Here is a 21,640-nt window from a genome sequence, read left to right on the forward strand (position 1 = left end):
AGGCCAAAACAGCCTCCCGAGATTAAGGGACAAGTTCTTATGAAATGTCCTACATGATCTCCAGACCCCATGAACTGTGCCCTGAGTAGTCACGATGCTAGTTTGCCTGACGACCTCGGAGGGCAGATTTTGACTATAAAAGCAGCAGTCATGCTGGGCGTGTGCTCATTGGCACTCTCCGGCTGCGGAACCGTTCATACGGTCCTGCAAAATGACGAAGACGCGGCGCGCAGCCTGCGAAAGCAGAAAACCTACTGCCAATCCATTCCACGCATCTACAGTGGCCTGGCCTACGATTTCTGTGTATTGAATGCCCCGCCGGATCCTACGGGCTTTCTCGTACCGCTGGTCCTGCTGGATCTGGCGCTGTCGGGTATTGCCGACACGATGTCCTTGCCGTACACGATTTACCGTCAGGCCAGCGACGGCAATCTCGCTATTTACTGGCGAGTAGGCCGCGGGTAGCAATTTGCCGTCTCAACAGTTCTTTCTTTTTGAAAACGAAAGTGAATCCGAGGCCGGCATTGGTGCGAAAAAACGGTTACCTCCGACCGGGAAGTTCAGTGACTTCGTCATTTACGTTGACCAGAGCGGCGATCATGGGATGCAAACACTAGATCCAAACTATCCAGTGTTTGTGCTCGCGTTTTGTGTTTTTCAGAAAAGACACTACTGCGAGAAGGTTATTCCTGCCCTTCAGAAATTTAAATTCAACCATATGGGACACGATCTGATCGGTCTGCATGAGCTGGAGATTCGAAAAGAGAAAGGAGCGTTATCAAGCCTGTTCACCTCCCGGCAGCACAAGAATGCCTTTCTCGATGAGTTGACGGGCATCATTGAAGCGAGCAATTTCGTGCTGATCAGTTGTGTGATCGACAAAGCCTCTCTTCGCGAAAAACAAGGTCCTGTTCACAATCCTTGTCATGTTGCCCTGGGCTTCTGTCTGGAAACGCTTTATGAATTTTTACAGGAAAAGAATCAGCAAAGTGCGTTGACTCATGTGATTTTCGAGCGTCGAGGGAAACGGGAGGATAACGAGCTTGAATTGGAGTTTCGTCGCATGTGCGATGGCGCGAACAAACTGGGCATTCAGCTGCCGTTCGACATCGTCTTTGCTACCAAACAAGTGAATTCCACGGGGTTACAGCTAGCGGATCTTGTTGCAAGACCCATTGGTATGAGCGTTTTGAGGGCCGGGCAAGAGAATCGTGCCTTTGATGTACTCAAGCGTAAATTCTATTGCAGTGGTGGTCGCTGCCATGTGGGGGAGGGATTCGAAAACTGGGGTTTAAAAATTTTCCCGCCTTCAGAAAGCGAAAAGCCCCGGTGAAACTCACCGAGGCTGCAACGCCGACCGGGATCCCCCAGTCCATTTGCGCAGGAGTCTATGTCGAGAGATCTTCTACTGTCAACGCGCGAGCCGGCTGTATCCGCTAGAGGTTTGCAGCTGCTTTTAAGCTATAATCCCGCCCTTTAGCTGTCTCTCGCCCACTTGCGAGGGCACATTCATTTTGAGGCGCCTTGCGCCTGCATGCAGACTAAAGAGGCTAGACCCCTGTGGCATTGACGATTCTTGGCCTGTCCGGCGCCCTTAGCCATGATCCTTCCGCAGCCTTGTACATCGACGGCAAGCTGGTCGCGGCGGCTGAAGAAGAGCGCTTCGTGCGCGACAAACATGCAAAGAACCGCATGCCTTACGAATCGGCGAAGTTCTGCCTCGAGCAGGCGGGCATCAAGCCGTCCGACGTTGACGTGGTCGCCATTCCGTTCGCGCCGATCAGCCTGTTCGGCAAGGCGCGCTGGCACTACGCCAAGCGTTACTGGTACGCCCCGGACCGCGCACTTGACGCGATCCTGATGGGCAACCGCCGCTACAAGCGCTACCGCAACAAGATCGTCTGGTGCCTCGAGCAACTGGGCTTCGATCCGAAAAAGATCAAGATCGAGCCAGTCGAGCACCATTTGGCTCACGCCTCCAGCGCTTACCACTGCTCCGGTTTCAAAGAGAAAACCGCGATCCTCGGGATCGACGGCAAGGGTGAGTACGCCACGACGTTCTTCGGCTACGGCGAAAACGGCAAGATCCACAAGATCAAGGAATTCTTCGATCCTGACTCCCTCGGCGGCCTGTACGGCGCGATCACCGAGTTCCTCGGTTTCGAGATGCTCGACGGCGAGTTCAAGGTCATGGGCATGGCGCCGTATGGCGATGCCAGCAAGTACGATTTCTCCCGTCTGGCCTCGTTCGAGAACGGCGAGTTGGTGATCAACACCGACTACGCCAACGTCATCGGCCTGCGTCGCTATAAAGAGAAGGGCAAAGGTTTCTACTTCTCGCCGAAGCTGATCGAGTGGCTGGGTCCGAAGCGCGAAGGTGACATCGCCGACGAGCCTTACATCCATTACGCCGCGAGCATGCAAGCGCTGTTCGAGAAGTTGGCGCTTCAGATGATCGACCATTACCTGGGCGACGTGCTCAAGGAAACCGGCAAGCTGGCCTTCGCCGGCGGCTGCGCGTTGAACGTCAAGCTGAACCAGAAAATCATCGCCCGCGACGACGTCAAGGAACTGTTCGTGCAACCTGCGTCCGGCGATGCCGGCACCGCGGTCGGCGCGGCGGCGTATGTGTCTCACGCCCGTGGCGTGCCGGTCGAGAAGATGGAACACGTCTACCTCGGCCCGTCGTACAGCAACGAAGACGTGCTCGCCGCGTGCGCCCGTCACCCGAGCAAACCGGTGTGGCGCAAGCTCGAGAACATGCCGGAAAACATCGCTAAAATAATGGTCGACGGCAACCCGGTGGCCTGGTTCCAGGGCCGCATGGAGTTCGGTCCTCGTGCCTTGGGCGGTCGTTCGATCATCGGTTGCCCGAGCGCGACCGGCGTGGCTGACCGCATCAATCACCAGATCAAGTTCCGCGAGCGCTGGAGGCCTTTCTGCCCGTCGATGCTCGACACCGTCGCACCGCAGATGATCAAGATCGATCACCCTGCGCCGTTCATGACCTTCACTTTCGAAGTGGCAGAAGAGTGGAAGACCCGCGTGCCGGAAGTCGTTCATGAAGACGGTACGTCCCGAGCCCAGGTGCTCAAGCGCGAATACAACCCGCGCTACTACGACATGATGAAGGCGCTGGAAGTACTGACAGGCAACGGTGTATCGCTGAACACCTCGCTCAACCGTCGCGGCGAACCGATGATCTGCTCGCCGACGGATGCCCTGAACATGTTCTTCGGTTCCGACCTACAGTATCTGATCATGGAAGATATCCTGGTGGTCAAAGAGGGCGCGGACGCATATGACACGCTCGGCTGAACGCCATGTGCTGCAGTTCTGTCACGGCTATGACGGTCCGTTTCTGGACTGCGCCCGGCAGTACGCCAGTCTGTTCGCGGGGACCGGTTATCGAGTGACCACGGTGTTTCTGACCGGGGTTGCCGATGCCCGAGTCGCCGAGGCCTGTGCCTCCGATGAAGTGCTGTTCATGGAATACAGCTCCAAGGCTATTCGTGGCCTGAAGCTGGGTGCCATCGGCGATCTGCGCAAGATCGCCGCTTCGCGCAATTTCAGTTTTTGCATCGCTCACCGTTTCAAGCCGATCTACATCGCCTTGCTTGGCACGTCGTTACCGGTGATCGGTGTGCATCACGCGTTTGACGACTACAAACGCGGTACTCGCAAACTCTTTGCGAACTTTTTCCGCAAGCGTTTGAGTCTGCTCGGGGTCTCCGATGCCGTGCGCGACGATATGCGCAGCTGCCTGCCGAAATGGCCGGCTGACCGGATTCAGACGCTCTATAACCGCATCAATGTGCAGGCCTTGCAAGACAGTCACGTGTCGGTTCGCGAAGCTCGGGAAACCCTGGGTTTGTCCATGGATGCGTGGATCATCGGCAACGTCGGCAGGCTGCATCCGGACAAGGACCAGACTACATTGCTGCACGGATTTGCCGCGGCGTTACCGGGTTTGCCGGAGAACAGCCAGTTGGTGATCCTCGGTATTGGTCGGCTGGAGCACGATCTCAAGGCCATGGCCCGTGAGCTGGGAATCGGCGACCGCGTGCTGTTCCTCGGCCAGGTACCCGAAGCCCGTCGTTATTTCCGTGCCTTCGATGTGTTTGCCTTGAGCTCCGATCACGAACCGTTCGGCATGGTGCTGCTGGAGGCCATGGCCGCCGGCGTGCCATTGCTCGCAACGGCATGCGGCGGTGCGAAGGAAGTGGTCGAGGGCGTGGGCATTCTGTTCCCGCTGGGGGACGCCGAGCGCTTGGCTCAAGGGTTGCAACATCTGGCCGCGATGGATGATCAGCAACGCCGTCAGTGCGCCGAACTGATGCTCGACCGCTTGCGTGAGCGCTTCTCCGACCGCGCGGTGCGCGATGCTTTCTGGCATTTGTCCACCGTCACCGAACTGGCGGCGAGGGGTTGATGCTCAACCGATTTCAAGGATGGCGCGAGCGTGGCTGGTCGGTGATCGACGCCTCGACGTACACCGAGGCCTGGCACCGTTATGGTGGCAGCGTTGCCACTCATCCAATGGTGGTCGAGCGCCTGGCGCAGTTGGCCGATATTCCGGTGCGTTACCTGGCCTGGGCGCCGAATGGCGAAGTCCAGGCTGCGATTGCGACCTGGGGGCGCGACCTTGCCTTGTCCAAGGACGTGCTCAAGCGTAACGGTAAAAAGGGCCTGTTCGACCTCGGCAATGCTGAGTTCATCCTGCCTGCCGCCGCTGATACGCAAGCCCCCCTGCGCCATCGTGCACGTTACTTGTCCGCGCTGAATGAAGGCCGCTTCAGCGGCATCAGGCTGCAGGCAGAACAACTGGCCATGGCGCGCACGCCCGAAGAACTGTCGAAGAAGTTTCGCTATAACCAGCGTCGCGAATTGCGTTTGCTGGAAGAGGCGGGCGGCGTGGTGCGTCCGGTCAGCGAGTTTTCCAGCGGCGAGCTGGCGGCGATCTACTGCGACTTGTTCCAGCGTCGCTGGGGTTTCCCCGCGACCGGTGCCGAGCGCATGGCCGAGGTGATCGAGTTGTTGCGTGACTTGCTGATCGGCTCGGTGATTTTCCTGAACGATGCGCCGATTGCGATTCAACTGGTGTACCGCGTCGAAGCGCCGCAATGGATCAGCGTCGAGTACATCAACGGTGGCGTCGATCCCGAAACCCGTGAATTCAGCCCCGGAAGCGTCTTGAGCTTTCTCAATACTCAAAGCGCCTGGGAGCATGCACGTGCGCTGGACAAGCCGCTGCGCTTTTCCTTCGGTCGCGCCGACCGTGAATACAAGGACCGCTGGTGTAATCCTGTGCCGGTCTTCACCGTATGAGCGAACCCATGAGTCGTAAACAGCAACTGCTCAAGCGCCACCGGCGCAACAAACGCATCGGCCTGCTGATTGCCTTGGTGCTGTTGATTGTCATCGGCGTACTGGTGGCCTGGTGGCTGCCGCTGGTGCTGGCGGTGCTGGGCTGGATCGCTCATGAAGCCTGGTTCGCCGACCATTTGTTTTATTCGCCCAAGGACGATTACGCGTACAGCTTCCCGCCTTATACCCCGCAACCCAAGATTCACCTGGACGGTGAGCGTTTACGCCTGGATGACGGCGTCATGCTGGTGGATGACGCTACGCTGATACTGGCCCTGCGGGTCAAAAGCACCTGGCTGGGACGCTTTATCGACCCGGCTGTCGAGTTGTCCGGTGGTGATAATCCCGATCGGCAAACCTTCGAGCGTGGCGTCAACGGGCTGCGCTACCTCAACCTCAGTGGTCAGGCGCAAGTGCTGTCGCGAGGCGAGTTGCGTCTGCGCGGACGTTTTTGCCGAGTGCTGGGCGAACCCGTGCTCTGGGCGTTCGAACAACCGGATTACCGCCGTCAGCGGGTGATGGTCATCGCCCCTCATGCCGACGACGCCGAACTGGCGGCATACAGTCTGTACAGTCAGGCCGACGAAGCCTGGATCGTCACCCTCACTGCGGGCGAAATCGAAGCAGAACATTATCAGCAGATCGGCTTGAACAAGGTCGAAGCAGCGCGCCTGAAGGGGCGGCTGCGGGCCTGGGACAGCATCGCCGTGCCGCGCTGGGCCGGGGTGCCCGAAGCCCATTGCGTGCAGCTGGGCTATTTCTGCCTGCAGCTCGCGGCGATGCAGGCAACACCGTCCCGGCCAGTGGGTTCGCGGGAAGCGGAGATGGACGACACCCGTTTGTTCCGCCAGTTGAACCCCTTTGCACTGCCGGGTGACGCCGATGGTGCACCGACCTGGAACAACCTGTTGGCCGACCTGCGCGAACTGCTGCTGCGGGCCCGCCCTGAAGTCATTGTGTTGCCGCACCCAACGCTCGATCCGCACCCGGATCACCTATGCGCCCAACAAGCGGTCCTTGAAGCACTGCGGGGCCTGGAGTGGCAGCCGACCACGTTGCTTGGTTATGCCAATCATTTGCATGACAACGATCGCTGGCCCATGGGGGATGCCGGCCATGGCATCGCGCTGCCGCCCGCCTTCGATGCGTCGGTGCCGATGCAGCCTTGCTGCCTTCCGGTTTCCCCGGAACTTCAGCGTGATAAAGCCATGGCGCTGGGGATGATGCATGACCTGCAGCCCCGCATGCCATTCAAACGGCGACTGCGTCGGTTGATACAGTGGCTCTTGGCCAGTAGAGTGCCGCCCCTCTATGGCGAGAATGAATTCTTTCGCAAGGCGGTCAGACGCCAGGAACTGTTCTGGCTTCTGAAGCATGGCGAAACACCTGCGAAGCAGAACTGAAGTACAACCCTGCCTAGCATGGCAGCGCTCCCAGCATTGACAGCGAGTAATCCGTGATTAATCCATGCCCGCGTATTTTGTTTCTGATGCCTTATTTCGGCAGCTGGCCTTTCTGGATGCCGTTTTTTCTGGAGAGCTGCCGTCGCAATCCCGACATCGACTGGTTGTTCTTCACGGACTGCGGGGTTCCCGAGAATCTGCCGCCCAACGTGACCATCGAAAGCATGCTGTTCAGCGATTACTGTAGGCTGGTGTCCCAGCGGCTGGGTATCGACTTTGCACCGACCCAGGCTTACAAACTGTGCGACATCAGGCCCGCGTTCGGACTTATTCATGCCGATCGCCTGGAGGGCTATGATTTCTGGGCATTCGGCGATATCGACCTGGTGTATGGCGACCTGCGCAGTTACTTCACTGCGGATCGGCTCGCCTCATACGACCTGTACTCCACCCACGAGCGGCGAGTGGCCGGGCATCTTTGCCTGATCAGAAACACCGCCCGCAAGCGTGAGTTGTTCAGGCAGATCAAGGACTGGGAAGCGCGGTTCACGGATCAGAAGCATCACGCGCTGGATGAGGGCGCATTCAGTCGAATCTTTCTCTGGCGCAAGAATTTCCCCGATCCCTTGTTCAAGCTGGTGGGCAAGTTCAACCCGTGGCGCCGCCGCAGTGAATTCACCGAGGCCTTCAGTACGCCGGGTGGCTGCATCAAGTGGCATGACGGGACCGATAATTTCCCGCACCAATGGTTTTGGCGCGACGGCCAGCTGACCAATGATCGCGATGGCGATCGCCGGTTTCCGTATTTCCATTTCGTTTGCTGGAAGCGCAACGAGTGGCCACGGTTGCCTCAACCCGATCCGGCGGAGATCAAGCGCCTCGCCGCTGAACCCGCCTGGGTCATCGACGCGACTGGTTTTCACCGGGGAGAGTTATGAGTCAACGGTCAAAGGTTCTGCAGTTGCAGCCTGACTACAATGTCAAAGCCCATGACTTTGCCGACCTGGCAGAGCAGATCGTCAAGGCTTTGCCGGATGATCGCTATGAGGTGACCGCTGCGTTTCTGCGCGGCAAGCCAGGGCCGGGCGAGGCCGTGAGCCGTGCCGCGCGTTCCGTTTATTTCGAGTTTTCCGACAAGTCGCTCAAGGGCATGCGCCTGCGTGCCATGTGGCGGTTGTATCAGTTTTGCCGCAAAGAAAAATTCGATGTGGTGATCTGCAACCGCTTCAAGCCGGTCAACATGATGCTGACGCTCAACCGCTGGTTGAAAGTGCCGCTGTGCATCGGTATCTCCCACGGCTTTGGTGAGTACGACCGGTTCTACCGACGTCGCCAGACCCAGCGCCTGATCGATCGTCACTGGCGTTTTGTCGGGGTGTCGCCGGCGGTCAAACAGTACCTGCTGGACTGTGACTGCGGTTTCACCGATCAAAACACTTACGCCATTACCAATGCGATCGATATCGAACAGGCCGAAGGCTTGCAACACAGCCGCGAACGCGCCCGTGAACTGCTTGGCATCGATCCGTCGGTGCGACTGATCGGCGCGTTGGGCCGGTTGGTGCCGGTCAAGGGGCACACCTATCTGTTGCAGGCGTTCGCAGCTCTCAAGGACAAGTACCCGAACACCCAGTTGGCGATCATCGGTGCCGGCCGCGAAGAGTCGCGCCTGGCCGCCGAGATCGAACGTCTGGGCCTGAGCGGGCGTGCACACCTGCTGGGCTTCAAGGAAAACGCCTTGCAGTACGTTCGCGCCTTTGACATCTGGACCATGCCATCGCTGGCCGAAGGTCTCGGGCTGGCATTGCTCGAAGGCATGAGCGGTCATCTTCCGGTGATCGCCTCCAATGTGCCGGCGATGCTGCCGCTGATCGAGGGCGCAGGTGGTCTGGCGATTACGCCGAAGGATGTGTCGAGCCTGGTCGCAGCGCTGGATACCTACCTCGAGCTACCGGATGACGCGCTCAAGGCCAAGGGCGAACAAGCCTACCGTTATCTCCAGGAACAACACGATATCGAGGTGTTCCGCCAGGAGTACCTGAACCTGATCGACTCCGGCTTGAGCAAGGCCCGCAAGGAACATTCATGAGCGACGCACAACCCATCGTCACGGTCATCATCGCGTCGTATAACCACGGTCGCTATATTGAGGAGAGCATTCTCAGCGTCCTCAACCAGACCTATTCGAACATCGAGTTGCTGGTGGTCGATGATGGCTCCAGCGATGACAGCGTCGAGCGGATCAACGCCTTGCAGGCGCAACACGGCTTTGATTTCCGTGTTCAGCAGAATCAGGGGCTGACCAATACCCTCAACGGTGCCATTGCGCGCGCAAAGGGTAGCCTGATCGTGCCCTTCGGTTCCGATGACATCATGCTGCCCGAGCGCATCGCCACGCAGGTGGCTTACCTGGATGGCAAGCCCGAGGTCGGCATCTGCGCTGGCAACATCGAACTGATCGACGCCGACGGCAAGCCGTACCCGGAGTCGCGTCAGCGCCGCGATGTGCCGTTCCGCCGTCTGGATTTCGATGACATGTTCCTGGAGCGCAAACCCTATCCGCCGGCACCGACCCTGATGATCCGTCGCGAAGCGCTGGATAAGGTCGGCGGATTCGATCCGAACATTCGCCTGGAAGATTTGCTGATCGAGCTGAAGGTGACCCATGCCGGTTACTTCATCGATGGCTTGAACGTGCTGATGGCGCGCTATCGCAAACACGCCACCAACTCCTACAAGAATCACCGCTTCATGATCGACAACATTCTGCGTACCTATGCGCTGTTCAGCGATCATCCGCTGTACGAGCACGTGCGCTACAAGTTCCTCAGTTCGATGTTCCTGAAGACCGCCAATCGAGACCGCAAGCTGGCGCGGGAGCTGCTGGCGCAGATACCGTTCAAGGCGTGGAACAAGAAGACCTGGCGTGGCCTGGGACGCTTGTTCTTGCCGTTGGAGAAAGATTGAGCCATGGGCTGGATTCAACGCTATCGGGAAAAACGCGCAAAACGAGCGATCAGAAAGCTACCGAAGTTTGAGCGGGGCATGGCGCGTTTCAAGGCGCAATATCCGGACTACGCCTTTGGCCGTGGCAGCTATGGCTTGCCACAGGTCCATGACTGGAAGGAAGGCTCGACGCTGAGCATTGGTGCGTATTGCTCGATTGCTGAAGGCGTGCAGATTTTTCTCGGTGGCCACCATCGTGCCGATTGGGTCACCACGTTCCCGTTTCCGGTAATGGTTGCACAGGCCGCCCATATCAGCGGTTACAGCGGCACCCACGGCGATGTGAACATCGGCAACGATGTGTGGCTGTGCTCCAACAGCACGATACTTTCAGGTGTGACGGTGGGGGATGGTGCAATCGTTGCCGCGGGTGCGTTGGTGACTCGCGATGTCGAGCCCTACGCGGTCGTCGGTGGCAATCCGGCGCGTTTCCTGCGTTGGCGCTTCCCTGAGGAGCAGCGTCTGCTGCTGCTTCAGAGTGCCTGGTGGAACTGGCCGCAAGCCGAGTTGCACAGTCTGGGTGACAAACTCTGCAGCGATGACATCGAAGGCTTCCTTGCCTACGTGCGTCAGCGTACGCCCGTCTGATCGTTCAAGTTTGACGAGCCGAGCGGGCGAGGGTTTCGGTCATACATGAGCCCGCTCGGGCTGATTGGCTGCCAGTACTTGCCTGTGCAGGTTATCCACCGCGGATTTCGATGCCGTCACGGCGTAACCTTGAAGCAGCGCCTGAAAATGATCTTCGAACAACCAGCGATGATCGACGGTGTAGCGCTGCATATGGCGCAGGTTGCGCTGACGCAGGGACAGGCTCAGTGACGAAGGGTAAAGGCGCAGGTCCGCTACGTCGATAAGGCCGAACTCGCCGTCCTCCAGCACCAGCACGTTACCCAGATGCAGAGACCGGAAATACACCCCCTGCTCGTGCAGTTGCGCCATGAATTTGCCGAATCGCTCGACCAGCGCCTGTCGCACGTCCGGAGCCGTGATCGCTTGCAGGACCTGGCGCAGGGTATTGCCCGGCAGAGGCGTGTAGTGCACGGCGCTGCTGCCGTCCTTGAGGCGGTACAGAGCCAGGATCTGCGGCGTCGGGATGCCCATTCGGCGCAGCCGCTCGCTGTTGATGGCAAAGCGTTCGGAATACGGATCGAAGCTGCCCGAGGTGTACCAGCGGCGACGACGGAACAGCTTGAGGAAACTGCCATCGACCAGGCGCAGGACCTTGGGGCCCAGACCATCTTCCTCGATCACCTGGGCGTTGGCCGTCAGTTTTTCCAGGGCTGCTTGCGCCAGTTGCTTGATCGGCATGGCCAGCAGGCGGCCAGCGCGCTGGTTGATACTCAACGCGGCGATCAGTGCCAGGGGAATCCAAAGCAGGAACCAGTGTTCCTTGGGGCGTGAAATGATCCCGCCGCCTTCGGTCAGGCCCGCACCGATACCGAACACCAGCCAGGTCGAGGCGATGATGAACAGCGGTTGCACTCGATGGCGCCAGCTGCTCAGCAGGCTCCAGGCCTGGAAGAACAGCCACGGGATAAAACCGAAAATACCGACATAGTAGAGAACGCCCAGGGCGAAACTGTGGGGTTCTGCCAGCGTGTAGCCCACGCCAGGATCGACGTTCAGGCTGGCGTCATAGCCATGGCCGATCCAGGGGTGCTCGGCGATTTTTTGCAGGACCATCTTCCAGATTTCGAAACGATAGGAATCGCCTCGTCCGAAAATCATGTTCGAGAAAAGCGCAATCACAGACGCTCCGCCGACGAGCATGATGCCCAGCAAAACGATGGACCGACGGTTCCAGCAGATGAAGCCCAGCCACAGCGCTGCCAGCGTCAGGGCAACCAGCGGTGTCCGGGAGCCGGTGGCGATCACGGCAATGAACATGATCGCCATTGCCGGAATGCTCAACCAGAGTATCTGCGGGCGCTTGCAGGTCATGCTCAGGCTCAGCCAATAGGCGCAGAAGAAACCGAACAAGTGCGAGCTCAACAAGGGATTGTCGAACGCGCCGCCACCAATCAGGCGCCGGCCCGGCTCATAGACGTGGGCAAACGTGTACAGGTTGTAGATCGACGCGATCAGCCCGACTATCGCGGCGCTGAACAGCAGGGGCTGGACGACTTCACTGCGGTAGCGCACCAACAGGTAGCACCCGACAAACAGCATCAGCGTGTGGAGCGGTGGCTTGAACTTGCCGGAAAGTCCTTCATCGCCCGGGCTCCAGCTCAGACTCAAGAGCGCCCACCCGGCAAACAGCAGCACCGCAATGAAGATCGGCTCGCGCAGCAACTCTTTGAGTTCGCGCGGACGCAAGCAAAGCGCTATCAGCGCTGGAATGCTGAACAAACCGTAGTAGAGCTTGTGAAGCAGGCTACGGTCCGGCAGGAAGAACAGCGAGCACAGAAGCAAAAGATAGCCGAGTGGAAGCATCCACAGGCAAATGAAATCGAAGACTCGATTGGACGTACTGTTGAAACCGCTGAGTTGCATGCTGAGAAATTCAATCCTGAAGTTGATCGGCCATTCCGGTGATGGCTATATGATACCGTTTGCGTCGTCTAACAATAACAGCCTTTATGCGATTGCCAGAACCCTGAGGAAGCTGTGCTAAAGTCAGCGTCCTTATTTATCGACATTCGCGTGATATGACCGACTCCAGTCTCTCCGCAAGCCCCTCGAGCTTGAAAATCTACTTCCGCCTGCTCGGTTATGTCCGGCCGTACATCAGCCTGTTCCTGATCAGCATCGTCGGTTTTCTGATTTTCGCTTCGACGCAGCCAATGCTCGGCTACATCCTCAAGTACTTCGTCGATGGCCTGTCCAATCCCGAGGCGGTGCTGTTTCCCAGCGTCCCCTATCTGCGTGACCTGCAACTGCTGCAAGCCGTGCCGTTGCTGATCATCCTGATCGCTGCCTGGCAGGGGTTGGGATCTTATCTGGGCAACTACTTCCTGGCCAAGGTTTCTCTCGGGCTGGTCCACGACCTGCGAGTACAGCTGTTCAATAACCTGCTGGTTCTGCCCAACCGCTATTTCGACAAGCATAACTCCGGTCACCTGATTTCCCGTATCACCTTTAACGTGACCATGGTCACGGGGGCGGCCACAGATGCGATCAAGGTCGTAATCCGTGAAGGCATGACAGTCATCTTCCTGTTCGCCTCGCTGCTGTTCATGAACTGGCGCCTGACCCTGGTCATGGTCGCGATCCTGCCGCTGATCGCCTTGATGGTCCGTACCGCGAGCAAGAAATTCCGCAAGCAGAGCAAGAAAATCCAGGCGGCCATGGGCGACGTGACGCATGTGGCGTCGGAAACCATCCAGGGCTATCGCGTGGTGCGCAGCTTCGGTGGCGAAGTCTACGAAGAGAAGCGCTTCTTCAATGCCAGCCAGGGCAACACCGACAAGCAATTGCGCATGACCCGTACCGGCGCTATCTATACACCGTTGCTGCAGTTGGTGATCTACAGCGCCATGGCCGTGCTGATGTTCCTGGTGCTTTTCCTGCGTGGCGATGCGTCCGCCGGTGACATGGTGGCTTACATCACTCTGGCAGGCCTGTTGCCCAAGCCGATCCGTCAATTGTCCGAAGTCAGCTCGACCATCCAAAAAGGCGTGGCGGGTGCCGAAAGTATTTTCGAGCAACTGGACGTTGAGCCGGAAGTCGATACCGGAACCGTCGAGCGCGATGCCGTGACCGGGCGCCTGGATGTGCGGCATCTGAGTTTCACCTACCCTGGCACCGAGCGCCTGGTACTCGACGACATCAGTTTCTCGGTCGAACCCGGGCAAATGGTGGCGCTGGTGGGGCGTTCGGGCAGTGGCAAGTCGACCCTGGCCAACCTGATTCCGCGCTTCTATCACCACGACAAGGGCGAGATCCTGATCGATGGCGTCGAGGTGGAACAGTACAAACTGCTGAACCTGCGCAAGCACATCGCCCAAGTCACCCAGCACGTGACGTTGTTCAGCGATACCGTGGCCAACAACATTGCGTACGGCGATCTGGCCGGGGCGCCCCGTGAAGACATCGAAAAAGCGGCGAAAGACGCTTATGCGATGGACTTTATCGCACAACTGCCCGAGGGCCTGGACACTCAGGTCGGCGAGAACGGCGTATTGCTGTCCGGTGGCCAGCGTCAGCGTCTGGCGATTGCCCGCGCGCTGTTGAAGAATGCGCCTTTGCTGATTCTCGACGAAGCCACCTCGGCCCTCGACACCGAATCGGAGCGGCACATCCAGGCAGCTCTGGATCAGGTGATGAAAGGCCGGACAACCCTGGTGATTGCTCACCGTCTGTCGACTATCGAGAAGGCCGACCTGATTCTGGTCATGGATCAGGGGCGTATCGTCGAGCGCGGCACGCATGCCGAGCTTCTGGCGCAAAACGGCTATTACGCCCGCCTGAACGCCATGGGCCTTGATGCCCCGGCTGAAGATATCGCCTGATCCCTGTCGACGTTCATTTCACATGAACGACTGAAAAAAGTCGCAGTCTGAAGTTTTCGAACTTGCACAGGCTGCGATTTTTTTGCTTTTGGCACCCTCGTTCATGCCATGCGCAAGCCCTGCGCCAACCCTGTGCTAATATCCCGCCCTTGTTCATTTTGTATGTGGGTTGCTCCATGAAGTTGTCCATGCCGCGATTCGATCAAGCCCCTGTATTGGTGGTCGGCGATGTCATGCTCGACCGCTACTGGCATGGCGGTACCTCACGGATTTCCCCTGAGGCGCCGGTACCGGTGGTCAAGGTCGAACAAATCGAGGACCGCCCGGGCGGTGCCGCTAACGTTGCCCTGAACATTGCCGCCCTCGGTGCGCCGGCCTCGCTGGTCGGTGTGACCGGCGACGACGAAGCTGCCGACAGCCTGGCCAATAGTCTCCAGGGCGCAGGTGTGCGCGCATTGTTTCAGCGCATTGCGCACCAGCCGACCATCGTCAAGTTGCGGGTCATGAGTCGTCACCAGCAGTTGCTGCGTATCGACTTCGAAGAACCCTTTGCCACCGACGCCCTGGCGCTGGGTGAGCAAGTTGACGAGTTGCTTGAAGGCATCAAGGTGCTGGTGCTCTCCGACTACGGCAAAGGCGCGCTGAAAAATCATCAGGTACTGATCCAGGCCGCCCGTGCCCGTGGCATTCCGGTGCTGGCCGATCCCAAGGGCAAGGATTTCTCGATCTACCGGGGAGCGAGCCTGATTACCCCGAACCTCAGCGAATTCGAAACGATCGTCGGCGGTTGTGCCGATGAGCACGAGCTGGTGAGCAAGGGCGCGCAGTTGATGCACGATCTTGACCTCGGCGCGTTGCTGGTGACCCGTGGCGAACACGGTATGACCCTGTTGCGCCCGGATCATCCTGCATTGCACTTGCCCGCCCGTGCGCGGGAAGTGTTCGACGTGACCGGCGCCGGCGACACGGTAATTTCCACCTTGGCGGCTGCGATCGCGGCTGGCGAAGAGTTGCCCCACGCGGTGGCGTTGGCCAACCTGGCGGCGGGTATCGTGGTCGGCAAGCTCGGTACGGCGGCCATCAGCGCTCCGGAGTTGAGGCGTGCCATTCAGCGTGAGGAAGGCTCCGAACGCGGTGTGTTGGGCCTGGAGCAGTTGCTGCTGGCGGTTGACGATGCGCGTGCACACAAAGAGAAGATCGTCTTCACTAACGGTTGTTTCGACATCCTGCATGCTGGTCATGTGACCTACCTTGAGCAGGCACGGGCCCAGGGGGATCGTTTGATCGTCGCGGTCAACGACGATGCATCGGTAAGCCGCCTGAAAGGGCCGGGGCGTCCGATCAACAGCGTCGACCGTCGCATGGCTGTGCTGGCAGGCCTGGGTGCTGTGGATTGGGTGATCAGCTTCCCTGAAGGCACTCCTGAAAACCTGCTGCGCGAGGTCAAGCCGGATGTGCTGGTGAAGGGGGGCGATTACGGGATCGATCAAGTGGTCGGTGCCGATATCGTGACAGCCTACGGCGGTACCGTGAAAGTGCTGGGGCTGGTGGAAAACAGCTCGACAACAGCGATTGTCGAGAAGATCCGCAGCCATTGATGAAATTAGTGATTCCCGTTTCATACTGCGTATGAGCGGGTTTTATCGTGAGGATATAACCGTTCCCGAGGATTTTGGCGGGTATGACCCGATGCGCTTGCCTGCTTTGTCTCGTGGTAAATGATCTATGAAAGTCATGCTCCTGGTGATGGACGAGCAACGTGTGATTCTGGATCGATTGTATGAAATCGTGCAGCAGAACTGCGACGAGTGTGTCGTTTATCGCCTGAGCAAAAAGCAGCAAATGAAGTTGGGTCCATTTCTCGCCTCCGTCAATTACCAGAACTTTGATAGGGTCGTGATTTTCTCCAGGGTCAAACGCCTCGTCCCTCAACTAAGGGTTCTGAAATGTATTCCGGGCCTGGTGTTTCTCGAGCATGACGCTTATCAAAATTACATGCCCGAGAGTAAATACCTGCGGGTTTACTCGCGTCTATACAGTCGTCTTCCAAGCTCGCGCGCGCTGGTTTCCGGGGCTGTCGTTGCGCGTCGGATGCAAGCGGAAAACATTGATGCAGTGTTCGTCTCGAAGGGATATGACGAACAAATGCTGCATAACACCAACAGTGTCCGGGACATCCCGGTGGCTTTTCTGGGCAGTCTGAAAAGTACTGAATACGCGCAGCGCAGGGCGCTACTTGAGTCCCTTTCCCAGCGTACCGGCATGTTGGTGGGCCGCACCAAGTCGGGCGCCGAATATCTCGAAATGCTCAATCGCATCAAGATTTTTGTGAGTGCCGATATCGGCATGAATGAATTCATGATCAAGAACTTTGAAGCGATGGCGTGCGGCTGTGTATTGCTGGCCTGGAGTCAGGGTGAAGAAGACCAATTGCTGGGCTTCCGTGATATGCACAATACGGTTTTCTATCGCTCTGAAGATGAGGCCGTGGAAAAACTCCAGCTGTTGCAGAGTGATCCGTTGCTGACCGCTCGCATTGCCAGTAACGGCCAGGCGTTCGCCGAGAGCCAGTATTCCTTTGCTCGTGTGGGGCGCACACTCGCTGCCGAGATTCAGCGTGAAATGCGTCCCTGGCAGCCGCCTTCAGTATTCACTCGCCTGTGGGTAAAGCTGCGTTACGGTATGCAGGTTCCAGAATAATGGAAAACCAACCGACTCAAGCCCATGAGCCAATGGCGCTGGACACACTGCCCGGTGGTCATCAGTCTGTTTCTGACGGGCTGCCGCAGGCGCTGAAGGAGTGCCTGCGCAGGGCTCCCCGGGTGCTGCTGGTTGCCAATAATCCAGCCATTACCCGGGACGATTTCCAGGCGCTGAATATCGGCACCGATGATGTCGTCGTCAGCTTCAACAACTGTGTGCTGGCGACGCTGCTTTCCCCACAAAGCGTTAATCTTTTCGTACATGGTTTCAATTCGCCGGACGCCTACTTCTTTGGCCTTCCCTACGGGCCTGAAGTGCAGCGACTTTCCAGACAGAGTGGCGCGCGGTGTTTCACGATGCTGGTGGGATGCACCGGGGCCATGTGCCCCTTGCCAGAGGTGGCGCTCTACTGGGAGCGTATTCCGTTGCCGGCATTGTGGAACTATCCGGTCGATCGTCCAGACGGTAAACGCTATGTCGGACCTTCCACCGGTTTCAATGCGCTGGTGTTGTTTGACTGGCTGCGTGGACAGGCAGGATATGACTACCAACTGCTGACACTGGGTTTCTCCAACGAGGCGGGTAAACGCTGGAGCGGACATGCCTGGGATTATGAGCGGGACTGGTTGCATAAATCAGACGTCATCGTGATACCTCTGCGACGTCGCCGCTGGTGGCAGAAGTTGTTTCGACACAAGTGAATGTTGACTTGTCGCCGGTTGCCAACGGGGCACCGCAAGATAAGCCCGATTATTTTTCAAGGGGTGCTGTCGAGTGTTGAATATTGCGGTGGCTTTTTTTGGTATCCCGAGAAATTCGCAGATCTGCTTTCCTTCCATTCAAGAAAACGTCCTGGCGCTGCTTCCGTCCGACAGCAATGTGAAGTGCTTTTACCACCTGTATAAAATCGACGAAGTGCAGAACTCGCGCTCGGGCGAACAAGGTGAGTTGAAGGCTGACAACTACGAGCCCTTCGAAACCATGACCGGTCGACTGACTTCGACCGAGGGTGTACTGGAGCGCTGGAACTTTGAAAAAGTCAAAGCGCTGGGCGATACCTGGGCTGATGATTACGCCTCACTCAGAAACCTGATCTATCAACTCAATTCGCTGCACACCGTCACGACCATGATGGAGTCGTTCAATCCCGATTTCGTCGTCTTCGTGCGGCCGGACATTTGCTTTCACTCACCGCTTCCCGCGTATGTATTCAAGCGTGCCGAAGCCCGACGGCTGATTACCTACATTCCCGACTGGCAGTGGTGGGGCGGGTTGAATGATCGTTTTGCCATTTGTGGTCGTGACACATACGTCGCGTACGGCAAAAGGATCGAGCGCATTTTTGACTTCAGTAAAGCGACGGGAAGGAAGTTGCACTCCGAGCGGCTGCTCAAATTCTCACTGCAACAGGCCGGGGCGAAAATCTGCACTCTGGACACCAAGGCTTCGCGTGTTCGTATCAACGGAGCCTTTGCCGAAGAGTCGTTCTCACCCAAGCGCGGCATGGGCAAGCGCGAGAATCGCTATTTCCATTTTTTTGCGCAGTTGCGCACCTTGATGGACAAGCAACGAGCCGGTTAGGTCGCTCCTGGCTTATTTGCGCAAACTTCCACTGACCAACCGAACCAGGCGCAGGGCCTTGACGCTCAGTTTCTTCAGTCCCCGTCGCGGGGCTTTTGGTGCTTGCAGCCCTTGTTGTGCAACCCAGTCCTTCCAGCGAATGCGTTCCTCGCGGACAGTCCAGCCTTCCTGGATAGCAAAGCTCTCCGCCAGATAAAGTCCACGGGTGCTGGCGGGTAGAAGTTTGTCGCGCTTGAGTGTGTACAACTCGGGGAGCGGGACGCCCTCTTCCAGAGGCATCAAGTACAGGTCCGGCCGCTTGCGGTCCAGGCGGGCCACCAGTTGGTCGCCTTCCAGTCGTTCGTCGACATGAAACAAACTCAGGGACTTGGCTTCCTTGGGCACGTCCAGGCGCAAGTCATAGATCAATTGCAGCGACGCTGTCGGCAAATGCACGTAAGCCCGCGGACGCTCGATCAGTTGCATGTTGGCGCAACGCACCGGCCGCGCCGAGCCGGAAAAAGGGGTGAGGCGAAACGGTAAGGCCTCGCGATAGTGCAGCGCAGACGAGTAGGGTGCTGGCAGCCAAGTGTCGTTGAAACGTCCGCCGAGCCAGCCTTCAGGGGTTTCCAGCAGGCACTCTTCGGCAATTTCCTGAATCGCCGTGTGCAGCGGCAGGTTCAGCTCGTGGGCCGGCACGTATCCGGAAATCAGTTTGAGCACCACGTCGCCACGGTCCTGCCGACGCTGGCGTACCAGCACCCAGTAGTCGCGATTCTGCCAATGCAGGGTCAGGCGCACCGAGACCCCGAGGTTGGCCAGCTCAAGTGCGAACCGCTCGTTGTCAGCCACCATCACCGGACGGCGACGCTGCAGGGTCTGGGAAAAATTGAGCGGCATCCCGACGCTCTGGTAGCTCAAGCCTTCGGGAGTCGCTTCGACGAATAACGGCAGGGTCTTGAAGTTGCTCGGGTTCTTTCTAATGAGCGTACGCGGCATGTCGACTCCTGCTTAAGGCCGCGTGGGCGGCATCAGTTGCTACGTAGGACCTGGGCAACGGTCGCGACGTTGTGGGCGAGGTGCAGCGGATTGATGGTCCCGACAATAGCACTGGCCACGCCCGGATGTTCAAACAACAACTCGAAGCTGGCGCGCACCGGGTCCACGCCCGGGCTCAGGCAGACATGACCGCTGGCCAGGGCTTTTTTGACCAGGATGGCTTTGCCGTGTGCAGCAGCATAGTCAATGACCGGCTTCTCGTTCTGTTCGTTCAGATTGTAGGTGACCATCGCGCAATCACCTTGCTCCAGAGCCTTCAAACCACCTTCGACCGTTTTACCGGAGAAACCATAGCCGCGAATCTTGCCTTCGGCCTTGAGCGCGGCGAGGGTCGCGTAGACCTCGCTGTCGTTAAGGATCGCCAGGTCGTTGCCGTCGGAATGCACCAGCACCAGATCGATGAAATCCGTTTCCAGGCGTTGCAGGCTGCGTTCCACCGACAGGCGAGTATGCGCGGCAGTGAAATCATGGCGGGACTGACCGTCGGCAAACTCTTCGCCGACCTTGCTGACAATCACCCAATCCTGACGTTGGCCCCGCAGCAACGGGCCGAGGCGTTCTTCGCTGCGGCCATAGGCCGGCGCGGTGTCGATCAGGTTGATGCCCAGGTCGCGGGCAAGTTTGAGCAGCATGCGCGCTTCGTCATCGTCGGGAATCTGGAAGCCATTGGGGTACTTCACCCCTTGATCGCGACCGAGTTTGACCGTGCCCAGGCCCAGCGGTGAAACCATCAGGCCGGTGCTGCCCAATGGGCGATGCAGATCGTGCAGGGTGGGTTGGCTCATGGCAGCAGTTGCTCCCAGACCGGGACGCCCATCGACGGTTTTGGCAATTCGGGTAGCGGCGCCGGATGGCCCGGCTGGATGCCGTCACGTTGCAAGGCGTTGATGACGCGATCGGCGAAGTCCGGCGCCAGGGCCAGTTTGGTGGGCCAGCCGACCAGCAGTCGACCTTCTTCGGCGAGGAACGCGTTGTCCGGACGGGTCAGGCCTGACTGCAGCGGCTCGGCGCGGTCCACGCGCAAGGTCGCCCATTGCACAGTGCTCAGGTCGATCCATGGCAGCAACTGGCCGAGTTCTTTCTGCGCGGTGGCGATTTGCTCGGCGGGCTCGCGGGCGACCCCTTCGGCTTCGGCAATGTCGCCACCCATGTACCAGACCCATTGGCCATCGGCGGCCGGATGGGTAGTGACCGTGATGCGCGGTTTGGTGCCGCCGCCCAGGCAGTGGGCGTACAGTGGTTTGAGGCTCGGGCCTTTGGCGATGATCATGTGCAACGGTCGGCGTTGCATGGCAGGCTGGCTCAGGCCCAGTGCTTCTAGCAGCGCCGCGGTGCCGGCACCGGCGCTCAGGACGATGCGCTGGGCGCGGATCTCGCGCCCGTCGATCTTCAGGCCCACCAGAACGCCACCGTCCAGCAGCGGCTCGATGTTCTGACCGGCGAGCAAGCCATCACCCGCCAGATCGGCCAGGCGCTGGATCAGGCTCGGCACGTCGATCACCAGTTCCGCCAGGCGATAGACCTTGCCCTTGAAGCGTTTGTCTTGCAGGGCCGGCGGCAATTGGTCGCCCTTGACCTGGTCGACGCGGCCACGCACGGCTTTGCTGGCGAAGAAACTGGTGAGGTTGCCGGCGATCGTGCCGGGAGACCAGAGGTAGTGGGCCTCGGACAGCAGACGCACACCGGACAGGTCCAGTTCTCCGTCGCCGGCCAAGGCTTCACGCCAGCGACGCGGCATGTCGGCGATGGCTTCCGAAGCGCCGGTCAGGGCACCATGCAGCGCGTATTTGGCGCCGCCATGGATGATGCCCTGGGATTTCACGCTCTGCCCGCCACCGAGCGTGGCGTTTTCCACCAGCACGGTCGAAAAACCCTGGCGACGCAGGCGCGCATTCAGCCAGAGGCCGGCGACACCAGCGCCGACAATCAGAACGTCGGTGGAAATAACGGATGGCATGCAGCGACCTCAGTGTTCAAGACGAGGGCGCAGTATACAGACTCGAAGAAGAGGGGATTTGTTGGATCAATCAGGGTGTACGCAAAACCTGTGGGAGCGGGCTTGCTCGCGAAAGCGGTGTGTCAGGCCACAAA

At 58.7% G+C, this 21,640-nt stretch carries 19 protein-coding genes; 15 read left to right on the top strand and 4 right to left on the bottom strand.

Annotation, left to right across the window (positions count from 1 at the left end; genetic code table 11):
• Window positions 1-129 precede the first annotated feature (129 nt).
• The 10 genes from FBY04_RS01410 to FBY04_RS01455 all read left to right on the top strand — a co-directional run bounded on the left by FBY04_RS01410 (window position 130) and on the right by FBY04_RS01455 (window position 10,364).
• On the top strand, window positions 130-465 hold the full coding sequence (locus FBY04_RS01410) for a YceK/YidQ family lipoprotein (protein ID WP_145314404.1): 336 nt from the start codon (window positions 130-132) through the stop codon (window positions 463-465).
• A gap of 4 nt (window positions 466-469) precedes the next feature.
• Window positions 470-1,333 (top strand): DUF3800 domain-containing protein, encoded by an 864-nt coding sequence (locus FBY04_RS01415; protein WP_145314318.1) that lies wholly within the window; start codon window positions 470-472, stop codon window positions 1,331-1,333.
• Window positions 1,334-1,560: 227 nt separating this feature from the next.
• Complete coding sequence (locus FBY04_RS01420) at window positions 1,561-3,318, top strand: carbamoyltransferase (RefSeq protein WP_008027860.1); 1,758 nt, start codon at window positions 1,561-1,563, stop codon at window positions 3,316-3,318.
• Entirely contained in the window at window positions 3,302-4,432 is a 1,131-nt protein-coding gene (locus FBY04_RS01425; protein ID WP_145314319.1) for a glycosyltransferase, read from the top strand. Before FBY04_RS01420 ends, FBY04_RS01425 begins: the two co-directional genes overlap by 17 nt.
• Entirely contained in the window at window positions 4,432-5,328 is an 897-nt protein-coding gene (locus FBY04_RS01430; RefSeq protein WP_145314320.1) for an antimicrobial resistance protein Mig-14, read from the top strand. The genes FBY04_RS01425 and FBY04_RS01430 overlap by 1 nt, the downstream gene beginning before the upstream one ends.
• An 8-nt stretch (window positions 5,329-5,336) precedes the next feature.
• Complete coding sequence (locus tag FBY04_RS01435; RefSeq protein WP_145314321.1) at window positions 5,337-6,770, top strand: PIG-L deacetylase family protein; 1,434 nt, start codon at window positions 5,337-5,339, stop codon at window positions 6,768-6,770.
• Between the two features lie 53 nt (window positions 6,771-6,823).
• Entirely contained in the window at window positions 6,824-7,708 is an 885-nt protein-coding gene (locus FBY04_RS01440) for a DUF6625 family protein (protein ID WP_145314322.1), read from the top strand.
• Complete coding sequence (locus FBY04_RS01445; protein WP_084320948.1) at window positions 7,705-8,859, top strand: glycosyltransferase family 4 protein; 1,155 nt, start codon at window positions 7,705-7,707, stop codon at window positions 8,857-8,859. The genes FBY04_RS01440 and FBY04_RS01445 overlap by 4 nt, the downstream gene beginning before the upstream one ends.
• The gene (locus FBY04_RS01450; RefSeq protein WP_084320947.1) at window positions 8,856-9,737 is read left to right on the top strand and encodes a glycosyltransferase; all 882 of its coding nucleotides are present in this window, start codon (window positions 8,856-8,858) and stop codon (window positions 9,735-9,737) included. The genes FBY04_RS01445 and FBY04_RS01450 overlap by 4 nt, the downstream gene beginning before the upstream one ends.
• Window positions 9,738-9,740: 3 nt before the next feature.
• Window positions 9,741-10,364 carry a CatB-related O-acetyltransferase gene (locus tag FBY04_RS01455; RefSeq protein ID WP_084320946.1) on the top strand — a complete coding sequence of 208 codons (624 nt, stop codon included), beginning with the start codon at window positions 9,741-9,743 and terminating at the stop codon, window positions 10,362-10,364.
• 39 nt (window positions 10,365-10,403) lie between these two features.
• Here FBY04_RS01455 and FBY04_RS01460 read toward each other — a convergent pair whose 3' ends face one another.
• On the bottom strand, window positions 10,404-12,269 hold the full coding sequence (locus tag FBY04_RS01460) for a bifunctional O-antigen ligase/aminoglycoside phosphotransferase family protein (RefSeq protein WP_145314323.1): 1,866 nt from the start codon (window positions 12,267-12,269) through the stop codon (window positions 10,404-10,406).
• A 155-nt stretch (window positions 12,270-12,424) separates the two neighbouring features.
• Here FBY04_RS01460 and msbA point away from each other — a divergent pair, with 155 nt between their 5' ends.
• The 5 genes from msbA to FBY04_RS01485 all read left to right on the top strand — a co-directional run bounded on the left by msbA (window position 12,425) and on the right by FBY04_RS01485 (window position 18,511).
• Window positions 12,425-14,227, top strand: coding sequence for a lipid A export permease/ATP-binding protein MsbA (gene msbA / locus FBY04_RS01465; protein ID WP_084320944.1), 1,803 nt, complete (start codon window positions 12,425-12,427; stop codon window positions 14,225-14,227).
• Window positions 14,228-14,403: 176 nt separating this feature from the next.
• On the top strand, window positions 14,404-15,825 hold the full coding sequence (hldE, locus tag FBY04_RS01470) for a bifunctional D-glycero-beta-D-manno-heptose-7-phosphate kinase/D-glycero-beta-D-manno-heptose 1-phosphate adenylyltransferase HldE (protein ID WP_084320943.1): 1,422 nt from the start codon (window positions 14,404-14,406) through the stop codon (window positions 15,823-15,825).
• A gap of 127 nt (window positions 15,826-15,952) precedes the next feature.
• Complete coding sequence (locus FBY04_RS01475; RefSeq protein WP_084320942.1) at window positions 15,953-16,927, top strand: glycosyltransferase; 975 nt, start codon at window positions 15,953-15,955, stop codon at window positions 16,925-16,927.
• Complete coding sequence (locus FBY04_RS01480; protein WP_145314324.1) at window positions 16,927-17,631, top strand: hypothetical protein; 705 nt, start codon at window positions 16,927-16,929, stop codon at window positions 17,629-17,631. The genes FBY04_RS01475 and FBY04_RS01480 overlap by 1 nt, the downstream gene beginning before the upstream one ends.
• A gap of 73 nt (window positions 17,632-17,704) precedes the next feature.
• Complete coding sequence (locus FBY04_RS01485) at window positions 17,705-18,511, top strand: hypothetical protein (RefSeq protein WP_145314325.1); 807 nt, start codon at window positions 17,705-17,707, stop codon at window positions 18,509-18,511.
• 12 nt (window positions 18,512-18,523) lie between these two features.
• Here the strand turns inward: FBY04_RS01485 and FBY04_RS01490 are convergent, their stop codons facing one another.
• The 3 genes from FBY04_RS01490 to FBY04_RS01500 are packed head-to-tail and all read right to left on the bottom strand — an operon-like array spanning window position 18,524 to window position 21,506.
• Complete coding sequence (locus tag FBY04_RS01490; protein ID WP_145314326.1) at window positions 18,524-19,489, bottom strand: metal ABC transporter ATPase; 966 nt, start codon at window positions 19,487-19,489, stop codon at window positions 18,524-18,526.
• A 32-nt stretch (window positions 19,490-19,521) separates the two neighbouring features.
• Window positions 19,522-20,334 (bottom strand): aldo/keto reductase, encoded by an 813-nt coding sequence (locus tag FBY04_RS01495; protein ID WP_084320938.1) that lies wholly within the window; start codon window positions 20,332-20,334, stop codon window positions 19,522-19,524.
• Window positions 20,331-21,506, bottom strand: coding sequence for an FAD-binding oxidoreductase (locus tag FBY04_RS01500; protein WP_145314327.1), 1,176 nt, complete (start codon window positions 21,504-21,506; stop codon window positions 20,331-20,333). Before FBY04_RS01500 ends, FBY04_RS01495 begins: the two co-directional genes overlap by 4 nt.
• Between the last annotated feature and the right edge of the window lie 134 nt (window positions 21,507-21,640).

The organism is Pseudomonas sp. SJZ080, from assembly GCF_007828295.1.
Lineage (GTDB): Bacteria > Pseudomonadota > Gammaproteobacteria > Pseudomonadales > Pseudomonadaceae > Aquipseudomonas > Aquipseudomonas migulae_A.